General features: G+C 74.9%; 22 protein-coding genes. 9 read left to right on the forward strand and 13 right to left on the reverse strand.

Annotated features, from left to right (window positions below):
- Positions 1 to 227: 227 nt before the first annotated feature.
- Positions 228 to 2,798, reverse strand: a complete 2,571-nt coding sequence (locus VE546_RS25965; protein WP_324926484.1) for a PQQ-binding-like beta-propeller repeat protein — start codon at positions 2,796 to 2,798, stop codon at positions 228 to 230.
- A gap of 181 nt (positions 2,799 to 2,979) precedes the next feature.
- Positions 2,980 to 3,942 (reverse strand): VOC family protein, encoded by a 963-nt coding sequence (locus VE546_RS25970; RefSeq protein ID WP_324926486.1) that lies wholly within the window; start codon positions 3,940 to 3,942, stop codon positions 2,980 to 2,982.
- Between the two features lie 129 nt (positions 3,943 to 4,071).
- Here VE546_RS25970 and VE546_RS25975 point away from each other — a divergent pair, with 129 nt between their 5' ends.
- On the forward strand, positions 4,072 to 4,719 hold the full coding sequence (locus tag VE546_RS25975) for a TetR family transcriptional regulator (RefSeq protein WP_324926488.1): 648 nt from the start codon (positions 4,072 to 4,074) through the stop codon (positions 4,717 to 4,719).
- A 198-nt stretch (positions 4,720 to 4,917) separates the two neighbouring features.
- On the opposite strand, the gene VE546_RS25980 is transcribed toward VE546_RS25975, so the two are convergent.
- The gene (locus VE546_RS25980; RefSeq protein WP_324926490.1) at positions 4,918 to 6,159 is read right to left on the reverse strand and encodes a S8 family peptidase; all 1,242 of its coding nucleotides are present in this window, start codon (positions 6,157 to 6,159) and stop codon (positions 4,918 to 4,920) included.
- A gap of 127 nt (positions 6,160 to 6,286) precedes the next feature.
- On the reverse strand, positions 6,287 to 7,312 hold the full coding sequence (locus tag VE546_RS25985; RefSeq protein ID WP_324926492.1) for a LuxR family transcriptional regulator: 1,026 nt from the start codon (positions 7,310 to 7,312) through the stop codon (positions 6,287 to 6,289).
- Between the two features lie 537 nt (positions 7,313 to 7,849).
- On the opposite strand from VE546_RS25985, the gene VE546_RS25990 reads away from it, so the two are divergent.
- Both VE546_RS25990 and VE546_RS25995 read left to right on the forward strand, forming a co-directional pair.
- Entirely contained in the window at positions 7,850 to 8,401 is a 552-nt protein-coding gene (locus VE546_RS25990; RefSeq protein ID WP_324926494.1) for a GNAT family N-acetyltransferase, read from the forward strand.
- A gap of 126 nt (positions 8,402 to 8,527) precedes the next feature.
- On the forward strand, positions 8,528 to 9,676 hold the full coding sequence (locus tag VE546_RS25995) for an NAD(P)/FAD-dependent oxidoreductase (RefSeq protein ID WP_324926583.1): 1,149 nt from the start codon (positions 8,528 to 8,530) through the stop codon (positions 9,674 to 9,676).
- Between the two features lie 19 nt (positions 9,677 to 9,695).
- Here the strand turns inward: VE546_RS25995 and VE546_RS26000 are convergent, their stop codons facing one another.
- The gene (locus VE546_RS26000; RefSeq protein WP_324926496.1) at positions 9,696 to 11,090 is read right to left on the reverse strand and encodes an MFS transporter; all 1,395 of its coding nucleotides are present in this window, start codon (positions 11,088 to 11,090) and stop codon (positions 9,696 to 9,698) included.
- 19 nt (positions 11,091 to 11,109) lie between these two features.
- Between VE546_RS26000 and VE546_RS26005 the strand changes: the two genes are divergently transcribed.
- Positions 11,110 to 12,177 (forward strand): GlxA family transcriptional regulator, encoded by a 1,068-nt coding sequence (locus VE546_RS26005; protein WP_324926498.1) that lies wholly within the window; start codon positions 11,110 to 11,112, stop codon positions 12,175 to 12,177.
- Between the two features lie 273 nt (positions 12,178 to 12,450).
- Here the strand turns inward: VE546_RS26005 and VE546_RS26010 are convergent, their stop codons facing one another.
- Both VE546_RS26010 and VE546_RS26015 read right to left on the reverse strand, forming a co-directional pair.
- A complete protein-coding gene (locus tag VE546_RS26010) occupies positions 12,451 to 12,966 on the reverse strand; it encodes an ATP-binding protein (protein WP_324926500.1) in 516 nt (171 codons plus the stop codon).
- A 351-nt stretch (positions 12,967 to 13,317) separates the two neighbouring features.
- Positions 13,318 to 13,692: an STAS domain-containing protein gene (locus VE546_RS26015; protein ID WP_324926502.1), complete on the reverse strand. Its 375-nt coding sequence runs from the start codon at positions 13,690 to 13,692 to the stop codon at positions 13,318 to 13,320.
- Positions 13,693 to 14,088: 396 nt separating this feature from the next.
- Between VE546_RS26015 and VE546_RS26020 the strand changes: the two genes are divergently transcribed.
- Positions 14,089 to 14,607: a sigma-70 family RNA polymerase sigma factor gene (locus VE546_RS26020; protein ID WP_324926503.1), complete on the forward strand. Its 519-nt coding sequence runs from the start codon at positions 14,089 to 14,091 to the stop codon at positions 14,605 to 14,607.
- Positions 14,604 to 15,896 (forward strand): maleylpyruvate isomerase family mycothiol-dependent enzyme, encoded by a 1,293-nt coding sequence (locus tag VE546_RS26025; protein ID WP_324926505.1) that lies wholly within the window; start codon positions 14,604 to 14,606, stop codon positions 15,894 to 15,896. The genes VE546_RS26020 and VE546_RS26025 overlap by 4 nt, the downstream gene beginning before the upstream one ends.
- A 34-nt stretch (positions 15,897 to 15,930) precedes the next feature.
- Here VE546_RS26025 and purU read toward each other — a convergent pair whose 3' ends face one another.
- A complete protein-coding gene (purU, locus tag VE546_RS26030; RefSeq protein WP_324926507.1) occupies positions 15,931 to 16,815 on the reverse strand; it encodes a formyltetrahydrofolate deformylase in 885 nt (294 codons plus the stop codon).
- Positions 16,816 to 16,846: 31 nt separating this feature from the next.
- Positions 16,847 to 17,347: an SCO4402 family protein gene (locus VE546_RS26035; RefSeq protein WP_414720590.1), complete on the reverse strand. Its 501-nt coding sequence runs from the start codon at positions 17,345 to 17,347 to the stop codon at positions 16,847 to 16,849.
- Positions 17,348 to 17,464: 117 nt separating this feature from the next.
- Between VE546_RS26035 and VE546_RS26040 the strand changes: the two genes are divergently transcribed.
- Positions 17,465 to 18,760, forward strand: a complete 1,296-nt coding sequence (locus VE546_RS26040) for an ABC transporter substrate-binding protein (RefSeq protein ID WP_324926509.1) — start codon at positions 17,465 to 17,467, stop codon at positions 18,758 to 18,760.
- A gap of 332 nt (positions 18,761 to 19,092) precedes the next feature.
- On the opposite strand, the gene VE546_RS26045 is transcribed toward VE546_RS26040, so the two are convergent.
- Together VE546_RS26045 and VE546_RS26050 are read right to left on the reverse strand one after the other, a co-directional pair.
- Positions 19,093 to 20,445 (reverse strand): hypothetical protein, encoded by a 1,353-nt coding sequence (locus tag VE546_RS26045; protein WP_324926511.1) that lies wholly within the window; start codon positions 20,443 to 20,445, stop codon positions 19,093 to 19,095.
- Positions 20,446 to 20,584: 139 nt separating this feature from the next.
- On the reverse strand, positions 20,585 to 21,979 hold the full coding sequence (locus tag VE546_RS26050; protein WP_324926512.1) for a transcriptional regulator: 1,395 nt from the start codon (positions 21,977 to 21,979) through the stop codon (positions 20,585 to 20,587).
- Positions 21,980 to 22,288: 309 nt separating this feature from the next.
- On the opposite strand from VE546_RS26050, the gene VE546_RS26055 reads away from it, so the two are divergent.
- A complete protein-coding gene (locus VE546_RS26055) occupies positions 22,289 to 22,981 on the forward strand; it encodes a bifunctional DNA primase/polymerase (RefSeq protein WP_324926514.1) in 693 nt (230 codons plus the stop codon).
- A 63-nt stretch (positions 22,982 to 23,044) separates the two neighbouring features.
- Here VE546_RS26055 and VE546_RS26060 read toward each other — a convergent pair whose 3' ends face one another.
- On the reverse strand, positions 23,045 to 23,914 hold the full coding sequence (locus VE546_RS26060) for an alpha/beta hydrolase (RefSeq protein WP_324926515.1): 870 nt from the start codon (positions 23,912 to 23,914) through the stop codon (positions 23,045 to 23,047).
- A 593-nt stretch (positions 23,915 to 24,507) separates the two neighbouring features.
- Positions 24,508 to 25,203, reverse strand: a complete 696-nt coding sequence (locus tag VE546_RS26065; protein WP_324926517.1) for a metal-dependent transcriptional regulator — start codon at positions 25,201 to 25,203, stop codon at positions 24,508 to 24,510.
- 215 nt (positions 25,204 to 25,418) lie between these two features.
- Between VE546_RS26065 and VE546_RS26070 the strand changes: the two genes are divergently transcribed.
- Positions 25,419 to 26,174 (forward strand): SIS domain-containing protein, encoded by a 756-nt coding sequence (locus VE546_RS26070; protein WP_324926519.1) that lies wholly within the window; start codon positions 25,419 to 25,421, stop codon positions 26,172 to 26,174.
- Positions 26,175 to 26,218: the final 44 nt, after the last annotated feature.

Genomic DNA, 26,218 nt, shown 5'->3' on the forward strand with positions numbered 1-26,218 from the left:
CTTGCCCCCGCCCCCCGAACCGCGGGCGTGGCTGAACCCGGTCAGGCCGGCATGACCACGGTGACGACGGCGATCAGTTTCAGACGGCGGTTCATGCCAGGCCCCCCGATGCGTCCGGGATCCCCCGGCGGCGCACGGCGTGCGCCTGCTCGCGTTCCTGTCGCGAGCGCCCCGACTCTCCACCAGCCCCGTGGAACCCCGGCCACCGGAGCCCGTTCGACGGACCGTCAGGAGCGGTCCTGCCCGGTGCCGTAGACCGCGTCCAGCGCGTAGACGCAGCGGTCCCGGCTGCATGCGTAGACCGCGCCGCCCGCCACGACCGGGGAGCCGGTGATCTCGCCCTCCGTGGCGAGCTTCCAGCGGAGCCGGCCCCCGACCGCGTCCAGCGTGTACAGGCAGTGGTCCGCCGAGCCGAAGTGGACGCGGCCGTCCGCCACCACCGGGGCGCCCACCACCTCGCCGCCCGTGGCGAAGCGCCAGCGCGGGGTGCCGCTGACCGCGTCCAGCGTGTAGAGCGCGCTGCCGCTGCCCAGGTGGACCAGGCCGTCGGCCACCACCACCGGCTCGGTGGACTGGCGCGACTCCGTGGCGATCCGCCAGCGGTCGTGGCCGTTGACCGCGTCCAGCGCGTAGACGGTGCCCAGGTAGTCCGCCAGGTAGACGCCGCCGCCCGCGATCGCCGCGCCCGGCACGAAGGCGGGCGGGCACAGGAACGCGGCGGGCGCGTCGAAGCGCCACCGCTCCGCGCCGCCGGCCGCGTCCAGCGCGAAGACGCGCGAGCCCGCGCTCACGTACACCACGCCGTCGTCGGCGGGCAGCAGCCGCACCGGAACGCCGCCGGTCATCGAGGAGTCCCCGACCGGGTACGACCACCGCTCGGAGCCCGTGCGCGCGTCCAGCGCGTACAGCCGTCCGTCACCCCACACGTAGACCGTGCCCGCCTTGATCACCGGGCCCGCCTCGGGGGTCTCGAAGTCGGTCTGCGCGCCGGACAGCTCCCACAGCCGCTCGCCGGTCGCGGCCTCCCACGCCTGGACGCCGCCGCCCCGGGTGCCCGTGACGACCGTGCCGCGGTCGGCCCGGAGCGCGTACACCCAGCCGTCCGCCGCCTGCCGCCAGTGCTCGGAGCCGTCCCTGGCGCTCAGCGCGTACAGACCGGGGCCGTCGGAGGCGTGGATGCGTCCGCCGCTGACCGCCATCGACCACGCCACCTCGCGGGTCTTGAACTGCCGCCGCCCGGTCGCCACGTCCAGCGCGTGGACCTCGAAGGAGGTGACGTACAGCAGGCCGTCCGCGACGACGGGCGTGCCCCACACGTCGTTCGACATCCGGAACCGCCACGGCCGCCAGCGCGGCGGCGCGGCGGTGTCGCCCGGGGACGGGGTGCGGGTCACGGTGGCGCCGAGCCGCCCGGCACCCCCGGTGCCGGGACCGGTGCCGGGACCGGGGCCGGGGGCGATGCCGGGGCCGGGGGCGGCGCCCGCACCACCGGTGTCGCCCTGGAGGCCCGGCGCGCGCAGCACCCACGACGCACCGCCGCCGATCTCGGGTTCCCGGCCCAGCACCCGCCGCGGACCGGGCCCGATCGGCACCTGGACGCCCGGCAGCCGCACCGGCCCGTCGTGGGGAGCGGGCTGGGGGACCGGGGCGGGGGCGTGCGGGGGCGGCGGAGGTACGGGGGCGCTCCGGGGCGGCGCGGCCACGACCGCGGCGGACGCTCCCCCGCCGCGCGGGTCGGCGGCCGGCGGCCGCCAGTCGGCGCCGGGCCCGGCGGGCGCGGCGGCAGCGGCGGCAGCGGCGGGTGCAGGAGCGGGTGCGGGTTCCGGTGCCCGGTGCCGGGGCTCCGGACGGGGCTCGTGCCGCGGCTGCGGCTCCGGTGCGGGAGGGCGCACGGGCCGCGACCGGCCGCCCCGGTGGCGCTCGATCAGCGCCACCGCACCGGCCGGCAGCCACGCCGACGCCGTACCGCTGTCGTCGCCGCCCGAGGAGAACAGGTGCGGGGCGAGCTGGGCCTGGAGGTCCGCCGGGGTGGGCCGCTGCTCGGGCTCCGGCCGCATGCACGCCTCGATGAGCGGTCTCAGCTCCTCCGGCAGCCCTTCCAGGTCCGGGCTCTCGCGCAGCAGCATGAAGACGGTCTCGACCGGGTTCGCGCCGTGGAAGGGCGGATGGCCGGTGGCGGCGAACACCAAGGTGGAGCCGAGGGAGAAGACGTCGCTGGCGCCCGTCACGCTGCGGGAGTCCCGCGCCTGCTCGGGCGACATGTAGGAGGGGGTGCCGACGGCCACGTTGGTCATCGTCAGCCGGGTGTTGGACACCCCGGAGGCGATGCCGAAGTCGATCACCCGCGGGCCGTCCTCCACCACCAGCACGTTGGAGGGCTTCAGGTCGCGGTGGACCAGGCCCGCCCCGTGGATGGACTGGAGCGCCTCGGCGACTCCGGCGGCCAGCCAGCGGACGGCCTGCACCGGGAGCGGCCCGCACTCGTTGACTATCTCCTCCAGGGACGGCGCGGGCACGTACGCGGTGGCCAGCCACGGCACCGCGGCGCGCGGGTCGGCGTCCACGACGGCGGCGGTGTAGAAGCCGCTGACCGCGCGGGCCGCCTCCACCTCCCGGGTGAAGCGGACGCGGAAGAGCTGGTCCTCGGCGAGTTCGGTGCGCACCGTCTTGATCGCCACGCGCCGCCCGGACGCCGAACGGGCGAGGTAGACCAGCCCCATCCCCCCGGCACCGAGCCGGCCGAGCACCTCGAACGGGCCAATCCGCCGCGGATCGTGCTGCGTCAGCTGCTCCACCACTTGCCTGCCACCTCCCCGTAGGGGCCAACCCATGCCGCCCCGTGCAGCTTCCCACCGCCGTACCGGTCGTCCCGCGGTCCGACTGCGATTCTTCCTGGCGGAGCCCGTGGTTGCGAACCCGGGGGCGGTGAGTCGCCCGATCCGGGTCCGGCGGGGGTCGCCGCCGCGTCCGCCGCGCTCCTCAGGAGGCCGCGGACGTGTCGAGGACCCCGAAGCGCGCCCCCTGGTCGTCCACGAGGACGGCGTAGCGGCCGAAGGGCGTGTCCCGGGGTTCCTCCGCCACCCGGCCGCCCAGGCGCGCGGTCGTACGGGCCGCGGCGTCGCAGTCGGCGACCGCGAAGTAGACGAGGAAGTGGGCGGGCATCTCCACCGGGTACGTGTCGTCGATCATGGCACGGTCGCCGATGGCGTGCTCGTCGTCGGCCGGCTGCCCGGCCGGGACCCAGACCATGACGTCCGGGGGCTCCTCGCCGGCCCCGGTGTCCCCCGCCCCGGAGGTCCCGGTCACCCCGGGCGCCCCGAACTCCCCGGGAACCTCGGACTCCCCGCGAACCCCGGCAGTCCCGGTCGCCTCCGGCGTCCCCGCCTCTCCCGGGGCCGCCGCGGTCTCCCCGCCGCCCGCACCGCCTCCGTGGCCGGCCGGGTACATGCCGTAGCCGAAGACCTCCGCGTAGAAGGCGTCCACGGCCCTCTTCTCCCGGGTGAAGACCTCGGTCCACACGTATGCGCCGGGCCTGCGCAGCGCCTCGAAGCCGGTCAGCGTGCCCGGCTGCCACAGGCCGAAGGCCGCGCCGCCCGGGTCGACGGCGGTCGCCGCGATCCCGGCCCCGCCCATGGGGAGCGGTTCCGTGACGAGCTGTCCGCCCGCCGCGCGGATGCGCTCGGCGGTCGCCGCGGCGTCGGGCGTCGCGAAGTAGACCGTCCAGACCGTCGGCAGCCGGCCGTCCGGCTTGCGCGCGAGCCCGGCCACCCGTTCGCCGTCGAGGCGGGCCAGGGTGTAGGAGCCCTGCTCGGGCGGCGCCGGATCACCGTACGTCCAGCCGAACAGCTCGCCGTAGAAGCGCTTGCCCGCCTCCAGGTCGGGCAGCATCGCGTCGGTCCAGCAGGGCGTGCCCTCGGTGAAGGCGGTGCCGGCGGCGGTCATCGTCCGCTCCTTCCGTGCTGTCCTGTCCCGATACGGGAACGCTATCCGCGGATCACCTCGTGTGCAGGGGATCACCCCATTTGGGGTCGGTCGAATCGCGGGCCGATCATCCCTCGGTAAGCTGACGACATGACAGGACAAGTACGAACTGTTGACGGTCGGGTGGCCGGGCGTCGCGGTCAGGAGACGCGGCAGAAACTGCTCACCTGCCTCGACGAGATGCTCAGCTCGTCGCCGTACCGCGACGTCAGGGTCATCGACGTGGCGCGGCGCGCGGGGACCTCCCCCGCCACCTTCTACCAGTACTTCCCGGACGTGGAGGGCGCCGTCCTGGAGCTGGCCGAGGGGATGGCGAAGGAGGGCGCCTCCCTCGCCGACCTGGCCACCGGACGCTCCTGGGCCGGGAAGGCCGGCTGGCAGGCGGCGGAGGAGCTGGTGGACGGCTTCCTCTCCTTCTGGCAGAAGAACGACGCGATCCTGCGCGTGGTGGACCTGGGCGCGGCGGAGGGCGACAAGCGGTTCTCCAAGATCCGCGCGAAGGTCCTGAACAGCGTCGTGGGTCCGCTGGCCGAGTCCATCGAGCAGCTCCAGGCCAGGGGCCGGGCCGACCGGGGCATCAGCCCGGCCGCCGTCGCCGGCTCCCTGGTGGCGATGCTCGCCGCGGTGGCCGGGCAGCAGAAGAGCGTGCAGAGCTGGGGAGCCAAGCGGGCGGACCTCAGGCCGAACCTCGCCTACCTCCTCTACCTGGGCGTCACGGGCCGCAAGCCCACCAGGTAGGCCGCCGCCCCGCCCCGGCCGTGGCCGCACCCGTTCCGTTATTCCTGTCAGTTCCTGTCACTTGCCTGTCGGCCTCAGTTCCCTCCCCGCCGTTCCCGCCGCCCCCGCCGTCCGGCGCCCCGGACGACCGGCTCCTGTCACCGGTCGTCCGGGGCACCCGGGACGGCCCGCGGGAAGATCCCCGAAGGCCCCGGAGACTCAGAAGCGGCTGTGGAGCAGCCGGTTCGGCGAGCCCGTCCCCGCGTCCGTCACCCGGCCGGCGGTCGCCGCGTCCAGCAGCGCCTTGGTCACCTGCGCGGGAGTGGCGGTCGGGTGCTCCGAGACGTAGAGCGCCGCGGCGCCCGTCACGTGCGGCGCCGACATCGACGTGCCGCTCATCGTCCTCGTCGCCGTGTCCGACTCGATCCCGGCCGAGAGGATGGACGCCCCTGGCGCGAACACGTCAACACAGGAGCCGTAGTTGGACCAGCTCGGCCGCGAGTCGTCCCGGGCCGTCGAGGCGACCGTGATCACGGACGGCTCCCGGGCGGGCGACTGCTCACACGCCTCGACGGCCTTGTTGCCCGCCGAGACCGCGACGGTGAGCCCCGCCCGGACCATGGCGCGCACCGCCGCGTCCTTGGCGTCGCTCGCGCTGCCGCCGATGCTGACGTTGACGACGGCGGGCTTGACGGCGTTCTTGACGACCCAGTCGTACCCGGCCAGCACGCCCTCCGTGGTGCCGGAGTTCTCGCAGTTGAGCACCTTCACCGCGACCAGGTCCACCCCCTTGGCCACGCCGTGGGTCCCGCCGCCCACGGTGCCCGCCACGTGCGTGCCGTGCCCGTGGCAGTCCTCGGCCGTCCGGTTGCCGTCCACGAAGTTGTAGCCGTACGAGGCGCGCCCGCCGAACTCCTCGTGGCTGATGTTGATGCCGGAGTCCACGATGTACGCGGTGACGTTCGACGCCGTGGTGTCGTACGTGTAGCTCGCGTCCAGCGGCAGGTCGCGCTGGTCGATCCGGTCCAGGCCCCAGGTGGCGCCGACCTGCACGTCCAGCAGGCCGTCGCCCCGCTCGACGCGGTTGGCCTCGACGTACGCGACCTCCGGGTGGGCGGCCAGGCGCCGGGCCTGCCGCTCGGTGGCCTTCAGCGAGAAGCCCTTGAGGGCCGAGGCGTACGTGCGCTCCGCCCGGCCGCCGAAGGCGTCGGTCAGCTCCTCCGCCTTCTCCTTCACGCCCGCCGGCGCCCGGAGCGTACGGGCGGCGGCGCCGGAGTCCTTCAGCACCACGATGTACTCGCCGTCCAGTGCGTTCGGCGCCTCGGCGCCCCGGACCACGCCCAGCGGCGCGGGCTCGGGGCCGGGGGCCGCGGCCCCCGCGGTGGCGGCGGTGGTGCCGGTGAGGGCGAGCGCCGCCGCGGCGGCGCCCATGGCTATGCGGGGTCTTCTGGGTCTCTTCACCGTGTGAGTCTCTCTTCGATGGGGTTCCGCTGGGAGAGTGCTCACGGTTGTAGTCCATGACCGGCGCCCGCGGGGCACTGGGGTGCCATGGCACACCCGTGCACACCGTGCACGGCCGGGGCGCGGCTCACAGCCAGCCCCGGCGCTGCGCCTGGAGGGCGAGCTGGAAACGGCTGCCCGCACCGGCCTGCGCCATCAGCAGCTCCATGCGGCGGAAGAACGTACGGCGGCTGACGCCCAGTTCGCGGATGATCTGGCTGTCGGGCACCCCGGCCACGAGCATCGCCAGGATGCGCCGCTCGACCGGGCCGGGCCGCACCCCGCCCGCCGCGGTCCCGCTCTCGGGGTGGATGGGCAGGGCCCGCTCCCAGTACGCCTCGAACAGCGCCCGCAGCGCGGCCAGCAGCGCGCTCGGCCGCACCACCAGCAGGCTGCGGCTGACGTCCACGTCCGCGATGGACATGGACACGAAGCCGACCCGGTCGTCCACGACCATCAGCTTCACCGGCAGCCCGGACACCACGCGCGCCTCCTCGCCCGCGTCCAGGCACGGCTGGACGTTCTCGGTGAGGTAGCCGGGGTGGGCGAGCGAGGCCCGGGTGTACACCACCCGGTAGCGCACGCCGCGGCGGAGCTGCGCCGTCTCGTCCTTGGCGCCGCGCTCGATGTCCCAGAAGTACGGCGGCGAGTCGAACCGCAGCACCTCCTGCCGCGCCCCGCCGAGCGCCTCGCCCAGCACCCGCTCCATGTCGTCCCCGGTCACCTCCTCGGCGACCGTGTCGCCCACGGCCGACGGCGTACGGCGCCGGTACCGCTCGTACGCGCGCGTCACCGCCGAGCGGGCCTCCTCCAGCCGCAGCGCCTCCCGCCGGGTCAGCAGTTCCAGCGCGGAGGCGGGCGGTACGGGGACCAGCCCGGCCGCCGCGCCCGAGCCGCCGTCCCGCCCGCCGGTGTCCGGCACCTCGGCCGCCAGGCCGAGCGCGAGCAGGGTGCGCCGCGCGCCGGGGGACACCGGGGGCGCGGTCCCGCCCGTCAGCAGCGCCACGTACAGGGCGACGGCCTCGTCGTCCACGCCGAGCGCGGACAGATGGGCCGTCAGGGCGTCGGGCCGCGGCTCGTCCGCCGCCGCTGCCCCGCCCGCGTCACGCCTCATGGCGCGGCACCTTAGTGCCGCTGTCCCACAGGTGTCACCAGCCGTCCGCGTCCTGGGGTAGAACGGACGCACGGCCCGCCCGGCGGCCGGCTCGCAACCCCGGCCGGCGGGCGGTGTGCCACCACCTCCGTGCCATCGACCACGGCCCGGCATCCGTCCGGTCTCACCGGGTGCCGCGCAAGCGCGGAGGCCCGGTGGCGACGACCCTGTGTGTCCGGGCTCCAGAGCGTCGGTCCCACGCTCGGGGCACCGGGCGCACGGGGGAGGAAGCGGGGTGCGGGAGCCGCCCCGCGAGCGGTGCGAACGGCGGTGTCTCCCCGCACCACGGGCGGGGGCCGCCGGGGTCTGGCGGCCCCGGCGGCCTCCGGCCGCCCGCACGTCCGCGCGGTCATGCCGGGCGACTGTCCGGATCATGACGGCGGTTCGGGCGGTAATCCTCCCTTTGACGGCCTGTGCGGGCGGGCCGGGTGGCGCCGTGTCGGCCAGTCCGGCACCGGTGCGGCATGCCGGACGCGGTCGCTGAGCACAGAAGAGAAGGTGAGGACGACAGACACGAGTGACGACCGCCGCCCCGCCGAACCGCTTCCGGTGGTACGCCTGCCGGAGTTCACCCGGGCCGATCTGGACGAGCTGTCCGGGAACGCCGACGACCCCTTCGGCATCGCGGAACTGCCCCTGGAGTGGCGGTCCAAGGACGAGCACTTCGGCATCCGCCGCGACGGACGCCTGGTCGCGCACGCGGGCCTGGTGACGGTGCCGGTGTCGGTCGGCGGCGTCCGCACCGACGCGGTGGGCCTCGGCGGCGTGATCGTCGCGCCGGACCTGCGGGGGCGCGGGCTGGCGCGGGCGGTCGTCACGGCCGCCGTGGAGCACGCCCGCGGCATGGGCCCCCGGTTCGGCCTCCTCTTCTGCCTGCCGGACCGGGTTCCGCTGTACGAGCGGCTCGGCTGGCGGGTGCTGGAGCGGGAGGTCCTCGTCGAGCAGCCCGGCGGGCCGGCGGTCATGCCGCTGCGCTGCATGTGGACACCGCTGCGCGAGGGGGCCCACTGGCCGCCCGGCCCGGTGCGCCTGCTGTCCCTGCCCATGTGACGCGCGGGTGGCGCCCATGTGACGCGGCGTCGGCGCGGGTTCCGGTCCGGCGGGGGCGTTGCCGGGCCGGGGCCGGGCGCCGGGCGCGCGGGGGGCGGGAACGGGTCTAAGCTCATCGCCATGCCCATGTCCGACAGCAGCAGACCCGTGCACGTCATCGGAGGAGGGCCGGGGGGACTGGCCACCGCGGCGGCGCTGCGGGAGCACGGCATCCGTTCCCTCGTGCTGGAGAGGTCGGACGCCGTCGGGGCCTCCTGGCGCGGCCACTACGACCGGCTGCGCCTGCACACCACGCGCCGCTGGTCCGCGCTGCCCGGGCTGCCGATCCCCCGCTCGTACGGGCGCTGGGTGGCCCGGGACGACCTGGTGCGCTACCTGGAGGAGTACGCCCGCCACCACGAGCTGGAGGTGGCCACGGGCGTGGAGGTCAGCCGGATCGACCGGGCCGACGGCGGTTCCGGCGGCTGGCTGCTGCGGGCGAACGGCGGGCGGCTGCTGCCCGCCCCGGTGGTCGTGGTGGCCACCGGCTACAACCACACCCCGCGCGTGCCCGACTGGCCGGGCCGCGACTCCTACCGGGGCGAGCTGCTGCACGCCCGCGAGTACCGCAACCCGCGGCCGTACCAGGGCCGGGACGTGCTGGTCGTCGGCACCGGCAACACGGGCACGGAGATAGCCCTGGACCTCGCCCGGGGCGGCGCGGCCCGGGTGCGGCTCGCGGTCCGCACCCCGCCGCACATCGTGCGCCGCTCCACGCTGGGCTGGCCCGCCCAGGCCGGCGGCATCGCGGTGCGGCGGCTGCCGACGCGCCTGGTGGACGGCATGGCCCGGGGCATGGCCAGGGTGGCCGTCCCCGACCTGGCGGCGTACGGCCTGCCGCGCCCGAGGACCGGGCTGTACTCGCGGGTGCGGCAGGGCGCGATCCCGGTCCAGGACACGGGCTTCGTCAAGGCGGTGCGCAAGCGCCTGATAGAGCCGGTGGCGGCCGTGGAGTCCTTCGACGGGCCGAGGGTCGCCCTCGCCGACGGCAGCACGATCACCCCGGACGTCGTCATAGCGGCCACCGGCTACCGGCGCGGACTGGAGGAGCTGGTCGGCCACCTCGGCGTGCTGGACGAGCGCGGGCTGCCCCGCGTCGGGGGGCGCCACACCCTGCCCGAGGCGCCGGGGCTGTACTTCACCGGCTTCACCAACCCCATCAGCGGCATGCTCCGCGAACTGGCCATCGACGCGCGGAGGATCGCCCGGTCCATCGCCCGTACGACGGCCGGCTGAGGCCGGCCGGGCGCCCGCCTCACGCCGTGGCGGCCACCGGGGTCTCCGGGGCTTCCGGGCTCCCCGGGGTCTCCGAGCGCCTGCGGATCACCAGGGCCATCAGGGCCGCCATCGCGCACAGGGCGCCGGAGGCCACCCACACCAGGTCGTAGGAGCCGAAGGCGTCGCGGGCCATGCCGCCGACGACGGCGACGGCTCCGGCGCCGACCTGGTGGGAGGCCAGCACCCAGCCGAAGACGATCGCGCCGTCCTCGCCGTAGTGCTCGCGGCACAGGGCGATGGTGGGCGGGACGGTGGCCACCCAGTCCAGGCCGTAGAAGACGATGAAGAAGATCATCGGCGGGCGGACGTCCGGCGCCAGCAGCAGCGGCAGGAACATCAGCGCCACACCGCGCAGCGCGTAGTAGACGGCCAGCAGCCGGCGGGAGTCGAAGCGGTCGGTGAGCCAGCCGGAGGCCACCGTGCCCGCGATGTCGAAGACGCCGATGACGGCCAGCAGGGAGGCGGCGGCCGTGATCTGCATGCCGTGGTCGTGGGCGGCGGGCACGAAGTGGGTCTTGATCAGGCCGTTGGTGGAGGCCCCGCAGATGGCGAAGGTACCCGCGAGCAGCCAGAAGGGGCCGGTTCCCGCCGCGTCCCGCAGGACGCGCACGGCGCGGGACGCGGCGCCGGACACCGGCGCCGGTCTGGGCACGAACTCCTTCGCCCCGTACGGCGGCAGGCCCACGTCGGCCGGGTGGTCGCGCAGCAGCAGCCAGACGAACGGCACGACCACGAGCGCCGCCAGGGCGACGGTCAGCGCGGCGGGCCGCCAGTCGTGGCGGTCCACGATCCAGGACAGCAGCGGCAGGAAGACGAGCTGGCCGGAGGCGCCCGCCGCGGTGAGGAGACCGGTGACCAGGCCGCGGCGGGCGACGAACCAGCGGTTGGTGACCGTCGCGGAGAACGCCAGCGCCATCGAGCCGCTGCCCAGGCCGACGGCCACGCCCCAGCTCAGCACGAACTGCCAGGGCTCGGTCATCAGGACGGCCGCGCCCGCCCCGGCGGCGATGAGGGTGAGGGCGCAGACCACCACGCGGCGGATGCCGAAGCGGTCCATCAGGGCGGCGGCGAAGGGCGCGGTCAGCCCGTAGAGGGCGAGGTTGACGGAGACGGCGAGGCCGATCGTGCCGCGCGACCAGCCGAACTCCGCGTGCAGCGGGTCGATCAGCAGGCCCGGCAGGGAGGCGAAGGCCGCCGCGCCGACGATGGTCACGAAGGTGACGGCGGCCACGTACCAGGCGGGGTGCACGCGCGGGGGGCGACGGACGGGATGCACGGGGAGGGCGCCCGTCCCGTTCTTCGGGGACAGTGTCTGGGTCACGCCCCCACCCTGGTCCGCGGAGCGGAGCGGAACGAGTGGCCCGAAGGACATGATGTGCAAGGATCGGGCCATGAGCCCCGCCGAAACCGCCGCCTCCCCGGCCACTCCTCCCGCCGAGACCGCCGCCCCTCCCGCATCCCGCACCGGCACGGCCTTCCGCCACCCCGGGCGCCACCGGGTCGCCGTCCTCGTCCGCCACGGCCTGCTGCCGATCGAACTCGGCATCCCGCACCGGATCCTGGGCAAGGCGCGGTCGGACGGGGGCGAGCCGCTGTACGAGGTCGTCACCTGCGCCATCGAACCCGGCCAGGTGCGCACCGAGGCCGACTTCACCGTCACCGTCGAGCACGGTCCCGAGGTGCTGGCCGAGGCCGACACCGTGATCGTCCCGGCCTCCCACGAGGACGACGCGCCCCACACCGAGGGCCGCCTGACGCCCGCTCAGGAGGACGCGTTCGCCCGCATCCGGCCCGGCACCCGCATCGCCTCGATCTGCACCGGCGCCTTCGTGCTGGCCGCGGCCGGGCTGCTCGACGGGCGCCGGGCGACGACGCACTGGGCCTCCTGCGACCACCTCCAGCGGCTCCACCCGGCCGTGAAGGTCGATCCGGACGTGCTGTACGTGGACGAGGGCGACGTCCTGACCTCGGCCGGGGTCGCCTCCGGCATCGACATGTGCCTGCACCTCGTCCGCAGGGACCACGGCGCGGCGGTGGCCAACGACGTGGCCCGCCGCTCCCTGGTGCCGCCGCACCGCGACGGCGGCCAGGCGCAGTTCGTCCCGCGGCCCGTGCCCGAGCCGCAGATCCACACCACCGGGACCGCCCGGGAGTGGGCGCTGCGGCACCTCCACCGGCCCGTCACCCTGCGGGAACTGGCCGAGAAGGAGTCGATGAGCGTGCGGACCTTCACCCGCCGCTTCCGCGAGGAGGTCGGCATGAGCCCGCTGCGGTGGCTCACCCAGCAGCGGATCGAACGTGCCCGGCACCTGCTGGAGAGCAGCGACCTGCCGGTGGACCGGGTGGCGGCGGAGGCGGGCTTCGGTACGGCGGCCTCGTTCCGCCAGCACTTCCAGGCGGCCGTGGGCGTGTCCCCCAGCGCGTACCGCCGCACCTTCCGCGCGACCGCCGACCGGTGACGGGCGACCGGTGACGGCCGCGGGGAACGGCGAGGCGGGTGGCGGCGCGCCCCTGCGCACCCCGAGCGCGGCACGGCGGACCGCCACCCGGCTCCGGCGCTCAGGCCCTGCCCCTCCTGCCGGAGCGGCTGGCGCCGGACCGCGGACCCGTACTCGCCAAGGCGCCGCCACGGGCGCTTCGGCGTCCCCTCGCGACGGGACCGCTCATCCCAAGGGTGAGCAAAACGGACTGTTTCGTCAACACCCGCCCAAAGACGGGGAGTTGTCCGGTCGTCAGGCGCGGAGCGCCCGGGTGCGCGATTGTTCGCGGGCCGCGTCCAGAAGCGTTTCAGCAGATCCGGACCTCCCGGTGTCCGCGGCGCCCGCGCCCGCCGCCCGGGCGTCGCGGCCCCGGTCCAGCTCGCACCAGACGCGCTTGCCGGTGCCCTCCTGTCGCCAGCCCCAGCGGTCGGCCAGCCCGCAGACCAGCTCCAGACCGCGGCCGCCGGTGTCGTCGCCGTCGGCCCGCCTCCGCCGCGGCGGACTGCTTCCGGTGTCGACGACCTCGATCCGCACGGTCCCCCCGCCCGCCACGAGGCAGCCGGAGAGGGCCATGCGCAGCAGGGCGGGGCGGCCGGTGTGGACGACGGCGTTGGTGACCAGCTCGGAGACCAGCAGGACCAGCGTCTCCAGCAGGGAGTCGTCCGCCTCCACACCGAACCCGGCGAGCCGCGCCCGGGCCCACTCGCGGGCCCTTCCCACCTCCCTGGGATCGGTTCCGACCTCCAACTGCACCTGAAGCATCTGCACCTTTCACACCACCCATGCCCGGGAGCACATGGCCGCGCTTCGGCGCGCGGCCACCGTCCGTTCCCCCGGTGCAGGACAGCCTGAAGGACCCGTGATACGGCAACAAGCGCTTCGGGCATATTCCGGCGCAAAGGATTAGCGACACCGCATACTGTGCGACGCCCGGGGCGGCGAGTCGAACACCCGAGCCCGGTCGCCAAGGTCGCGGCCCGTGGGGCGGCGCCCCGCGCGACGGCCGGCGGTCGCCGGCGCACCGGTGGTCCGCGGCGTACGGAGGGCCCGGCGGGAAAGCGCCGGGGAAACGGCTCCTGACCGGGCGTCAGTCGACCGGAACCGGACCGCGGCCGGCCGTCAGGCGCTGAGGGGGCTCGCGGCGTCGTCCGTGGCGGCGGCGAGGTCCGGGTAGCAGTCGAAGAGCCGCCGGACGCCGAGAGCGGTGAGCACGCGGTTGACGTGGGAGCCCTCCACCGCGCCCTGGGCGGGGAGGATCAGCCGCAGGCGCCCCGCGCACGAGCGCATCAGGCGGCGCGAGGCTATGAGGACGCCGACGCCGCTGGAGTCGCAGAACAGCACCTGCGACAGGTCGAGCACGAGGCTGCGGCGGCCGTCGGCCACGGCGTCGTGCACATGCTGACGGACCGCCGGGGAGGTGACGAGGTCCAGCTCGCCCGACACCCGCAGGACGGCCCACTCCCCCCGCTCCTCCTCGATCACCTTCAACGACACGTGTCCGAAGTCCCTTCATCCGTCGCCGACACCGAGCGGAACAGTCCCTTCCCGCACTCTCCCCCGCCTCGGCAGTGCTGCCGATCCCCGTCCGACCAGGTATAGAGCACGACCCTATGCCGAAACAGGTCTCCACCTCGCCCCACTTCCGGTCACACCCGCGTAACGCGGCACCGGATTCGGACAGGAACGAACCCGACCATCCTCAGGAAGGCGCACAAAGTGATGGTGCTGCCACCATGCGCTACCACTCCGGTGGGCAGATTGCCGTAAAGAGAGGCATCTTGTCAGCCACTGCCATTACATTCGAGATGAGCGAGAGGGCTGGGGGTGGGAATGCCGGACGAGACGCCGAACCAGGCACCGATCGAGACACAGCCTCAGGGAGACCGCGCGATGCGCAGGCGGCTGGTGCGGGGCGAGGAGTCCGCCCTGGGCGAGCTGTACGACCGGCACGCCCCGCTGGTGCACGGCCTCGCCCTCCGCTTCCTGGCCGACGAGGAGGCCGCGGAACGGGTCACGGGCGAGGTCTTCGCCGAGGCGTGGGAGCACCCCCTGGCGTACGAGCCGGCGCGGGGCTCCCTCCGCTCGTGGCTCACCGAACTCACCCACCGGCGGGCCGAGCGGCACCTGCGCGAGCGCATCCGCGGCGAGGAGTCCTACGCGCGGTTCGAGGAGCGGCTCCGCACGGCGTCCGCCGCCGCCCGCGCGGACCGGATGGTCACCGCCATGCCCGGACCGCTGCGGACCGCACTGGAGCTGGCGTACGTCCGGCGCCGGGACTACCGCGCGGCGGCCGCCGAGTTGGGCGTGAGCGCGGACGAGGCGCGGCGGCGGCTGCGGCTCGTGCTGCAGATGCTGTCCACGGCCGTGGCGCGCACGGTCGCGGAGCCCGGCACCGGGAGGGCCTCGTGAGCCGTCCCGGAAACCGGTGGTCCGGCGGCGGCCGCGGCGGGGACGTCCCGCGCATACCGCTGCCGCGCCCGGCCGCCGACGACCTGCCGGCCGGGGCGGACGCCCCCTCCGCCGGCGGCGACCCGGTGGACGGCGCTCCGGTGGACGGCGGCCCCGCGGACGGCGAACCTCCGGATGCCGGGAGCGGTCCGCACCGGCACGGCCGCCCCGACCACTTCACCCTCAAGTCGCTGCTCGGCGTGTGGGCACTGGCCGTCTGCTCGCCCGAGGAGACCGCCGCCGTCGAGGCGCACCTGGCCGACTGCGCGGCCTGCGCCGACGAGGCGGTGCGGCTGCGCGAGGCCGTGGAGCTGATGCACCGCGAGGAGACCCTCGACCTCGACCCGCTGCTGCGCTCCCGGGTGCTGGAGGAGTGCCTGAGCCGCCGGCCGGCCGCCCTGCCCCTGCCGCGCTGGGCGGCGCCGTACGACGCGGAGACCGCGCGGCTCGACGCGCTGCTGGGCGACATGGGCGACGCCGAGTGGAACACCCCGGTGCGGCTGCGCTGGGCGACGGGCGAGCGGACGCTGTCGCTGTGCGGGGTCCTCGCCCACCTCGGCTCGGTGGACGGCATCGTGGCCACCGCGCTCGGCCTGGCCGATCCGCTCGGCCCCGGCGCCCCGCGCACCATGGGCGACCGCACGGAGGCGGCGATCGAGCGCTGCCGGCGGCACGGGCCGCCGTTCGTCCGGGACAGGTGGCGGACCCAGACCCGGGACATCGTCCGCGCGGTGGGCCTCGGGGCGCCGGAGGCGGCCGGTCTGCCGGTGGACTTCGTCGAGTTCCGGCGGCCGGTGCGCGACGCGCTGGTCGGCCGGGCGTTCGCGTGCTGGATCCACGCGGAGGACATCGCGGCGGCGATCGACTACCCGTACGAGCCGCCCGCGCCCGAACACCTCGCCCGCATGGTCGACCTGGCCGCCCGGCGCCTGCCCGTGGCCCTCGCGGACCGCCGCCGCGCCGGACTGGCCGCCCCGCCGCGCCGCCTGACGGCGGCGGGCTCGCCGGGCCGCACCCTCCACCTGGAGGTCGAGGGCCGCGGCGGCGGCGACTGGTACATCCCCCTGGACTCCCCGGCCGCCGTCGGCACCCCGGAGCGGACGGTCGCCCGCCTGGCGCTGGAGGACACGGAGTTCTGCCACCTGGCGGCGGGGCACGTACCGCCCCAGGAGGCGGCCGCGGGCCAGGAGGGCGACCGCGAGGCGATCCGCGACGCCCTGTGGGCCACGGCGTCCCTCTCGCGCATGTAGCCCGCCCGGCCGGGGTCCGGTCGGGCGGGGAGGCTCAGGCGAAGACCACCGTGCGCCGGCCGTTGAGCAGGACGCGGTGCTCGCTGTGCCACTTCACCGCGCGGGCCAGCGCCTGGCACTCCACGTCGCGGCCGATCGCCACGAGCTGCTCGGGCGTGACCTCGTGCCCCACGCGTTCCACCTCCTGCTCGATGATCGGCCCCTCGTCCAGTTCGGCGGTGACGTAGTGCGCCGTGGCGCCGATCAGCTTCACGCCGCGCGCGTGGGCCTGGTGGTACGGCCGGGCGCCCTTGAAGCTCGGCAGGAACGAGTGGTGGATGTTGATGATCCGGCCCGACAGCTCCTTGCACAGGTCGTCCGAGAGGACCTGCATGTAGCGGGCCAGCACCACCAGTTCCACGCCCTCGTCCCGCACGAGCCGCAGCAGGCGCGCCTCCGCCTCCGGCTTGGTGTCCTTGGTGACCGGGATGTGGTGGAAGGGGATGTTGTAGGAGGAGACCAGCTCCTCGAAGTCCGTGTGGTTGGAGACCACGGCCGCGATCTCGATCGGCAGCGCGCCGATGCGCGTGCGGAACAGCAGGTCGTTCAGGCAGTGGCCGAACCTGCTGACCATCAGGATCACGCGCATCTTCTCGTCGGCGCGGTGGATCTGCCAGTCCATCTGGAAGGAGTCGCCCACCGCCGCGAAGCTCGCCCGCAGCTTCTCCAGGGTCACCGGCGCCCCGGCGCTGAAGTGCACCCGCATGAAGAACAGTCCGGTGTCGCGGTCCCCGAACTGCTGGCTGTCCTCGATGTTGCAGCCGGTCATGAAGAGGTAACTGGAGACGGCGTGCACGATGCCCTGTTTGTCCGGGCAGGAGAGCGTCAGGACGTACTGCTCGGACTGCTCGGGCGCTGCGGCGGATTGCGGCTGGGTCATGTGCACAAGCCTGGCACACCCGGAAGGGTGATCAGGCCGCCCTCAACATCATCGCCAGCACGTCGAGCGAGTGGGGCGGCCCGTCCGGGTCCTCGCCGTCGTTCGTGGCCAGCAGCACGTGGGCGTCGCGCGCCGCGCGGACCGCCTCCGGCCAGCCGGGGTGCTCCAGGTACGCCGCCACCGGGGCGTCCGCCCCCACCTGGTGCATGATCCGCAGGACGCGCAGCACCGCGACGTCGACGAGCGCGGCCTCCTGGGCGTCGCGGAAGATCGTGCCTATGTACTTCTCGGCGGACCAGTTGTCCAGCCAGGTGTCCTCGACCAACCGGTAGACGGCATCCGTCACGTCGCCGTACCCCGGGCGGCCCGCCAGCCAGCACTCCCGCTGGAACACCGGGTCGGAGAGCATGTGCAGCGCGGAGCGCACGTTGCTGCGCCAGCGCCACCACGGCATGTCTTTGCACGGCATGCCGTCCATGGTGCTGGAACGACCGCCACGGCGGGAAGACCTCTCCGAATCGTGCACGGTCACCGATCGTACGTTCCGCCCGGGAACGATCTTCAGACCCCCCTCTGTTCACCCCTCCGTTGCTCTGGGTTGGGTCTTCATCACTCGTCCGTTACAGCCGGGGCGGAATCGTGTGGGCCCATGACCGCATGGCGCCGCAAACGTTCCGCCAGGACCATGACCGCCCTCGCGGCCGCCGCGGGGGCCTGTGCGTCGCTGCTCACCGGCTGCGGCATGCTGCCCGGTGACGCGAGGGCCGACGAGGGCACCGTCACCGTGATGACGTGGGCCCCGCAGGACACCAAGGCCACCAACATGCCGGGCATGCCCGCCATGGCGGAGGCATATGCGCGCTGGGTCAACGCCACCGGGGGCATCAACGGCCGCAGGCTCCGTGTTCTCACCTGCAACGACCACAACAATTCGGTGAGCGCCGCCCGGTGCGCCAACCGCGCCCGCGCCGAGGGGGCGGTCGCGGTCGTCGGCTCGTACAGCCAGCACGGCCGTACGTTCATGGCGGCCCTGGAGTCCGCCGGCATCCCCTACATCGGCGGATACGGCATCGCGGACGAGGAGTTCACCAGCCCGCTGTCGTACCCCGTCAACGGCGGCCAGGTCTCCCTGCTCGCCGGGAACGGCCACCAGCTCGCGGACCACTGCGCGCGGGTCTCCCTCGTCCGCCCCGACACCGTCGCGGGCGACCAGCTCCCCGAGCTGCTGAACGCAGGCCTGGCGGCGGGCGGACGCGGCCCGGCCGCGGACATCCGTGCCCCGGAGGACGCCTCCGACTACACCCGGCACGCCGGGCGCGCGCTGGCCGGCGTGGGCCTGGCGGCCGACGGGCGGACCGGGAGCGCCGGCGGTGCCTGCGTCACGGCCGTGCTCGGCGGACGCACCGACACCTTCTTCGACTCCTTCCGGCGGCTGCGCCAGGACGGCCCGCCGGTGCGGATCGCCTCGGTGCTCGGCAGCGTGCAGCAGTCGCTCGTGGACCGCACGGGCGGCCCGGAGAGCCAGTGGGAGGGCGCGTACGCCACCGGCTGGTACCCGGTCCCCTCCGACCCGCGCTGGGCGCAGATGAAGAGCGTCGTCCGCGAACACGCCTTCGGCGACAACCGGATCGACCCGGCCGACCCGGGCGTCCAGACGACGTGGATCGCGTACACCGTGCTGCGGGCCGCGCTGGAGCACGTGGACGGGGCGGTCACGGCCAGGACGGTGCAGCGCGCCATGGAGACCATGCCGCCGGTGGACACCGGCGGTCTGACGCCGCAACTGAGCTGGGGCTACGACGACATGCTGGCCGTCCGCGACCATCCGCGGCTGGTCAACACGACGGTGACCTTCCAGCAGGTCAGGGACGGCACGCTGGTCCCGGTGCGGAAGGGCTTCGTCGACGTGCAGGGCACCCTGGAGGCCGCGTCGGCCGATGGCTGAGGTCCGCGTCGGCCGATGGCTGAGGTCCGCGTCGGCCGACGGCTGAGGTCCGCGGTTCCCGCACGACGGCGGGCCCACCGGCCGTTGACGGCGATCGCCGCCCGGTTGCCGCGCAGGCCGGGGGCGAAGGCGCCGATGCGCGGCCCCGGTTGCTCGGGTTGCTCGCCGGGGGTGGCGGCGGTGCCGCGTGCCCCCTGCGCGGCCCGGTCGATCCGCGGGGAGACCTCGGAGTTGTACGGGGCCGCCGCCTCCGGGGGAGGCGGCGGTCTCCCCGGAGGCGGTGATCCCGCTTCCGCCCGGGGAGAGAGGCTCCTGCGGCCCCTGCGAGGGACTTAGAGTTCGCTGAACTGGCGCTCGGGCAGCCCGTACTGGCGGGCAGTCGGGTTCCACAGCCCGGCCGCCTGCTTCTTGGCCGCCGTGGCCTCGCCGCTGGCGCGGTTGCCCTGGGCGGTCTGGCCGGTGTTGCGCGCCTTGCCCTTGTGGCAGCCCTTCTTGCCCGCGACCTGGTCGGCCCATGCCGCGTAGTGGTTGTCCGCCGCGGCCGACGCCTTCCACGCCTTGGTGAGGGAGTCGGCCAGCGCCTGGTGGTTGGGCAGCTCGTCGATCTCGATCTGGCCCAGCCGGGTCACCAGGTCGTTGCGCTGGCGGGCGGCGTCGCGCAGGTCGGTGGCGGCCTTGGCGAGGTTCTTGCACTGCCTGATGTTCTCCACCGACCGGATGACCGTGGTGCGGCTGTTGTTGCTGTCGGCGAGCAGCTTGTCCAGCTCCTTCGCCTGCGCCTCGGCCGGGTCGGCGGAGGGGGACGGCGCCGCTCCGTCCGGTGCGGAGGGCGACGCCTTCGCCTCCTGCCGCTGCCCGGCGGGACGGTCGTCGTCGCCGCCGCTGAGCGCCGCCCCGGCGGCCAGTCCGGCGACGGCGCAGCCCGCGACGACGATCCCGACGACCGCGGCGCGCGGCAGGCCGCGCCGCCCGCCGGAGCGGCCGGAGCGACCGGGCCCGCCGGGTCCGCCGTGCCCGCCGCCGTACGGCGGCGGGGCCGGCTGCGCCGGGGGCGGGGCGGAGGCCGGGTTGTAGGGGGGCAGTTGCTGGGTGGCGTCGGCGGGCTGTGCGCCCGGCGACCGGAACAGGCCCTCGAAGTCCGCGTGCGGGGGACGGTCGGCGGGGGTGCCGGGCCGTATCCCGTACGGGGCGCCGGCGGGCGGCGGCGGGGCCGCGCGCCGCGGGGCGGCGGGAGCGGCGGACGCGGAGCCGGCGGCGGGCGCGGGCGCCCCCTCGGGCGGCAGCGGCCTGCGGAGCAGCGTCGTGCTCTCGGTGTCCCGCTCCGGGGTGGCGCCGGAGACGGGCCGCAGGACCCGGGTGGCGTCGTCACCCGGACCCGCCGGACCCGCGGGGCCTGTCGGGGCCATCGGCGGCAGGAGCTGGGTCTCGTCGGCGGCCCCGGGCACAGCGCCCGCCGCCGGGGGCTGCTGCGGCGCGTGCGGGGGCATCTGCTGCGGCTGCGGTGCGTGCTGGGCCGGGGCCGCCGGCTGCCCGGGCGGCGACTCGGGTCCCCACGGCTGCCCCCAGGGCTGTCCTGCCGGCGGGCTCACCTGGGAGTCGCCGCGGCCGGGAATCCACGGCTCACCATTCGACGGCAGGACAACACCCTCACGCGCCTCGTCGCCCTGTCGGCTGTGCGTCGTCACCGGGACTCCTCGTTCGCCTGACTGTCACGATCGTCGGCTCACGCTACCCGGTCACTCGCACACTCGACCACGTCCCCGGACGTGACGGCGCATCCTTCCCGTTCCCGGCCGGGGCGAAACCCCCAAGATCACCACGTGTTCACGCCGGAACCGCCTCCGACTCCAGCCGTTCCGAGAACTCCCTGACCACCGCCTCGTCCCGGTACGGCTCCAGACGTCCCCGGAAGTCGTCCAGGTACTCCGAACCCCGCTCCGAACGCAGCCCGTTCAGCAGCTCGGCCGCCTGCGCGCCCACGTGGCAGGCGTGTTCGAGTTCACGCTGCTGCACCCGCGCCGTGGCGAGCAGCAGCATGTCGATCGCGCGCCGCCGCGTCCGCTGCTCCGGATGGCCCGCCAGGGCCTCCTCGGCACGGCGCTGGGCGGGTATGGGCTGGTTCAGGTCCCGGTGGCAGTGGGCGAGTTCGTCGGCCAGGTAGGCGGCGTCGAAGTGGGCGATCCAGTCCGGGTCGTCGCCCGCGTCCGTCGCCGACTCGGCCCGGTCGAACGCCGCCAGGGCCCGCCCGGCGGCGAGCTGGCAGGTGCGGGCGTCGCCCAGCAGGGCGTGGCCGCGCGCCTCCGCCGCGTGGAACATCGCCTGCACCCGCGGGGTCACCCGTCCCCGCGTGCCCTCCTGCGCGGCGCGCGCGAGCTGGGCTATCTCCCGCGGGGTGCCGAGCGAGACCGCGAGGTGGCTCATGCCCGCGGCCAGGACGTAGCCGCCGTACGCCCGGTCGTCCGCGGCCTGGGCCAGGCGCAGCGCCTGGATGTAGTACCGCTGTGCCAGGCCGGGCTGGCCGGTGTCCACGGCCATGTAGCCCGCCAGTTCGGTGAGCCGGGCGACCGCGCCGAACAGCTCGCGCCCCACCGACTCGCTGTAGGAGCCCGCCAGTAACCCGGAGACCACGCTGTTGAGGTAGTGGACGACGACCGGCCGCACGTGGCCGCTGCCGTAGCGGTGGTCCAGCTCCGACAGGGCCGCGGTGGTGTCCCGTACGGCCGCGACGTCCGACGCCCCGACCCGGGGCCCGGAGGCGCGCGCCACCTGGGGGTCGGGGCCGGTGATGAGCCAGTCGCGGCTGGGTTCGACCAGCGCGGAGAAGGTCGCCGGCTGGGCGGTGAGGAGGTCGCGGCGCCCCACGTCGCTGCGCCACAGCTCACACGCCTGCTCGATGGCGCCGGACACGGTGGGCGCGAACTGCAGGCCGACGCCCGCGGCCATGTTCCGGCCGCTGGCCATGCCGATCTCCTCGACCGTGACGGTCCGGCCGAGCTTTCGGCCCAGGGCCTCGGCGATGATGGCCGGCGCCCGGCCGCGCGGCTGCTGACCGCGCAGCCAGCGGGCGACGGAGGTCTTGTCGTAGCGCAGGTCGAGCCCGTGCTCGGCGCCGCACATGTTGACGCGGCGGGCCAGTCCCGCGTTGGAACAGCCCGCTTCCTGGATGAGCGCCTGCAACCGTTCGTTCGGCTGCCGCGCGACCAACGGCCTTGCGGCCATGCGGTCCCCCTCCTGGTTCTGCTGGTGGCCGGTGCCCCGGGAGCACGCGGGGCGCCCTCCGGGACGACTGGGACGGCCGGACGACGGGGACGCTCCCCACACGTCCCGCCCGCCCTGCCGGGCGCATATGCCAAGATTTCCGGCGTTGCGCCCGGCAGGGAACTACCCATTCGCGGCCGTCCGTTCATGCACGCGCCCCCGCCCGTGCACCCGTGCGCCCCGCGTGCGGGAACGATGCTTCTCCGCGAATCGATCCCCAGGCCGTAACCCTTGGTCACCGGTAAAGTTGTGATGGTCGTGGAGGAGGCCATGAACATCACAACAACGACAACGTCCGTCACGACTGATCCGCAGCTCCCCCAGCAGCGCGGCGAACCCCTGACCGGCCAGATGGTCGACCATGCGGTGCGCTACGCGGGCGAGCGGCACTGGGACGTGTTCCCCGGCGCGTGGCTGGAGTACGAAGGGGGCGTGCCGCGCTGCTCCTGCGGCGAGGCGGACTGCGAGGCGCCCGGCGCCCACCCCGTGGAAGAGGACTGGGCGGCGCAGGCGACCGGCAGCGTGACGGTCGTGCGCCGCATGTGGTCGGAGCATCCGCAGGCGTCGGTGCTGCTGCCGGTCGGACGGACTTTCGACGTCATAGAGGTGCCGGAGACCACCGGCTGCCTGGCCCTGGCGCGGATGGAGCGGATGGAGGTGCAGCTCGGTCCCGTCGTCAGCACACCGGACGGGCGGATGTTCTTCTTCGTCCTGCCGGGCGTCGCCGCCAAGGTGCCCGGCCTGGTGCGGCAACTGGGCTGGTCGCCCGACGGTCTCGGGATGACCCCCCGGGGCGAGGGCGACTGGCTGGCGGCGCCGCCGAGCCGGCTGGGCACCCGCGGCCCGGTGCTGTGGGTACGGGAGCCCACGGCGGCCAACCGCTGGCTGCCCGACGCCGAGGAGATCGTCCCGCCGCTGGCGTACGCCTGCGGCCGGGACGCCGCCGCGGCGCGCGAACGCTAGGGGCGGCGGCCGTCGTGCCGCCGTCCGGACACCCTCTCCGGTCTGGGCGCCCGCACCGGGCGTTCAGGCCGGGAGCGCGTCCTGGAGGAAGGGCTCGACGACCTCCCGCCACCGTTCCGGCTGGTCGTAGTGGACGAGGTGGCCCGCGTCGGGCACCTCGGCGTAGACGCCGCGGGGCAGGACGCGGACCATCTCCTGCGCCTCTGCGCGCCCCAGTTCGCCGTCGATGCCGCGGACCACCAGGGCCGGGCACTGCACCAGGGCCAGCTCCTCCCAGTGGGCGTCGTGGACCCAGGTCTCCCGGATCATCAGCACCTGGCGGCGGGAGAACACCGGCCGCCAGCCGTCCATGCGCTCGGCCATCACCTCGGCGAAGAAGTCGCCGCGCGAGGGGGAGGGGCGCTCCAGGACGGGATCCTCCTCGCCGAACCACCTGCGGACGTCCGCGAGCGTGGCGAAGGGCACCGGCCAGGTCGCGAGCCACTGCTCCCACTCGCGCTGCGAGCGGGCGCCCAGCGCCGAGGCCCGCATGTCGCAGAGCACCACGGCGCGGACCAGGTCGGGGCGCTTGGCGGCGAGCTGCCAGGCGGTCAGCGCGCCCATGGCGTGGCCGACGAGCGCCACGGGGGCGAGGCCGAGCTGCTCGATCGCGGCCTCGGCGTCGGCGACGTACGCCTCGCGGTCGAACGGACCGTCAGTCGGCTTGTCGCTGCGGCCGTGACCGCGCTGGTCCAGGCCGACGGCGCGGTAACTCCCGGAGAGCCAGCGGGCGGTGACCGCCCAGTGCGAGGCCCGGCCCATCAGACCGTGCAACAGCAGTACGCCCGGCACCTTCCGGTCGCCCCCCGCCTGCACGCCCTTGGGCGGGTCGGCGAACTCCCAGGCCGCGAGCCGCAGACCGCCCGCTCCCCTGATGTTGATGCGTCGAACCATGCGTCCTGGCACCCCCATTCCTCCTGTCCGCTCGTCCGCTTGCCTCGTCGCCTGCCGGCGACCACGCTATCGAACCTTTATTCGAACAAGCCCATCTGACGTGCAACACCCCTCTTTTGAGTGACGCTCAGCGAGTGTCGTCCGGTCGGACCGAGGGGAGACAGCTACCGGGAGGCGGACCACTCGGGGACAGGGGTCCGCGGGGAGCGACCCTGGGAGTTCGGGGCTCAGGGTCGCACCGGGGGGCAGCGGGAAGGGGGGACACGGGGAGGCGGGATCCCGGCGGCCCACGCCGCCGGGATCCCGGTGGCCCGGCAGGTCCCGGGGGTCCGGCAGGCCCATGGACGGCCCCTTCCGTCTGCTTCCGTCCGCGCATCCGTCCGGGAAAGCGTGTCACGAGGCGGCCCCCCGCCGCTCACGTTCCGGCAACTCCGGCGACGCCATGGCGCCGGAGACCGGGTGCGCACGGGGAGACAACGCGTCGGAGCCGCCCGGAGTGCCCAGGGCGGCGGCCGGCGGACGCTGCGGACGCGGGACGGCCGGTACGGGAGCGAGGGCCGGTGCGGGGCTGCCGGTACGGGACGGGCCGTCGCTCAGCGCTTGGCGACGAACACGTGCGTGGCGACCTCGGGGGACAGCTCCGCGGTCTCCCCGCTGCTGCCGACGTGCACGCCGCCGCCCGCGCCCGCCGTCACGCTGACCACCGCGCCCGGCTGCACACCGGCCCGCCGCAGCGTGTACATGAGCTGGGCGTCCGTCTGGATCGGCTCGCCGATCCGGCGCACCACGACCGTCTTGCCGTCGGGGCCCGCGTCCAGCTCGGACAGGCTCACCATGTCGTCGCTCAGGAACGGCGCGGCCTCCGACGTCTCGCCCAGCTCCTCCAGGCCCGGGATCGGGTTGCCGTACGGCGACTCGGTGGGGTGCCGCAGCAGCTCCAGCACGCGGCGCTCGACCGCTTCGCTCATCACGTGCTCCCAGCGGCAGGCCTCGGCGTGCACCTGCTCCCACTCCAGGCCGATCACGTCGACGAGCAGGCACTCCGCCAGCCGGTGCTTGCGCATCACGCGCGTCGCCAGCCGCCGGCCCTCCTCCGTCAGCTCCAGGTGTCGGTCGCCGGCCACCGTGAGCAGCCCGTCACGCTCCATGCGCGCGACCGTCTGGCTCACCGTCGGACCACTCTGGTCGAGCCGCTCGGCGATGCGGGCACGCATGGGGACCACGCCCTCCTCCTCCAGCTCCAGGATGGTGCGGAGATACATCTCCGTGGTGTCGATGAGTCCGGACATGCGTGCCCCTCGTCGGTTCGTGCGGTGGCCCTGGACTCAATTCTGACGCATGGCGCGGACAACCGGATCCGATCCGTCGAACGCCGCCCGCACGGTCACGCGGTGTTGACAGCGCAGTGGTCCAGACCTCACCGTGATCGCCGTGTCCCGGGGGCTCCGGGACGTGTGCCGGGGCATGTGCCGGGGCGTGGTGCGACGACGGGAGGCCGTACGGGATGAGCGGGAACGGGCTGGCGGAGCGGTTCATCGACGCGGCCATCGGTCTGCTGCGGCGGGTCCGGGAGGAGGAGGCCGACAGCATCGCGGCGGCCGGGAAGCTGATCGCCGACGCCTTCGCCTCCGGCGGCCGCGTCTTCGCCTTCGGCGCGGGACACTCCTCGCTGCCCGCCCAGGACGTGGTCTACCGGGCCGGCGGCCTCGCCGTGATGAACCTCCTCCCCGTCCCCGGCACCGTCGGCGTCGACGTCGTGCCCGCCACGCTGGGCAGCGCGCTGGAGCGGGTGGAGGGCCTGGCGTCCGCCGCGCTGGAGGCCGGCCCGGTGCGGGCCGGCGACGTCCTGGTGGTCATCTCCCTGTCCGGCCGCAACGCGCTGCCCGTGGAGATGGCCTCGCGCGCCCGGGAGCTCGGCCTGAAGGTGATCGGCGTGACCTCGGTGGCGTACGCGGACGCCACGACCCCGCAGAACCCCTCGGGCACCTTCCTGAAGGACCACTGCGACGTCGTCGTCGACAGCAAGATCGCGGTGGGCGACGCGGAGCTGACCGCGGAGGGCATCGGCGCCCCCTTCGCCCCCGCCTCGACCGTCGTGACGAGCGCGGTCATGCAGGCGGTCGTCGCCACGGCGGCGGGCGAGCTGGCCGCCCGCGGCATCACCCCGCCGCTGCTGCGCTCGGGGAACGTGGACGGCGGCCACGAGTGGAACGGCCGCGTCATGGAGGAGTACGCGGACCGCATCTTCTACCGCCGCTGACGGCGCCGGCCGCGCCGCCCGCACCGCGTCCCGGCCCCGCCCGC

It is taken from the genome of Streptomyces sp., from assembly GCF_035644915.1.
In the GTDB taxonomy this organism is placed as follows: domain Bacteria; phylum Actinomycetota; class Actinomycetes; order Streptomycetales; family Streptomycetaceae; genus Streptomyces.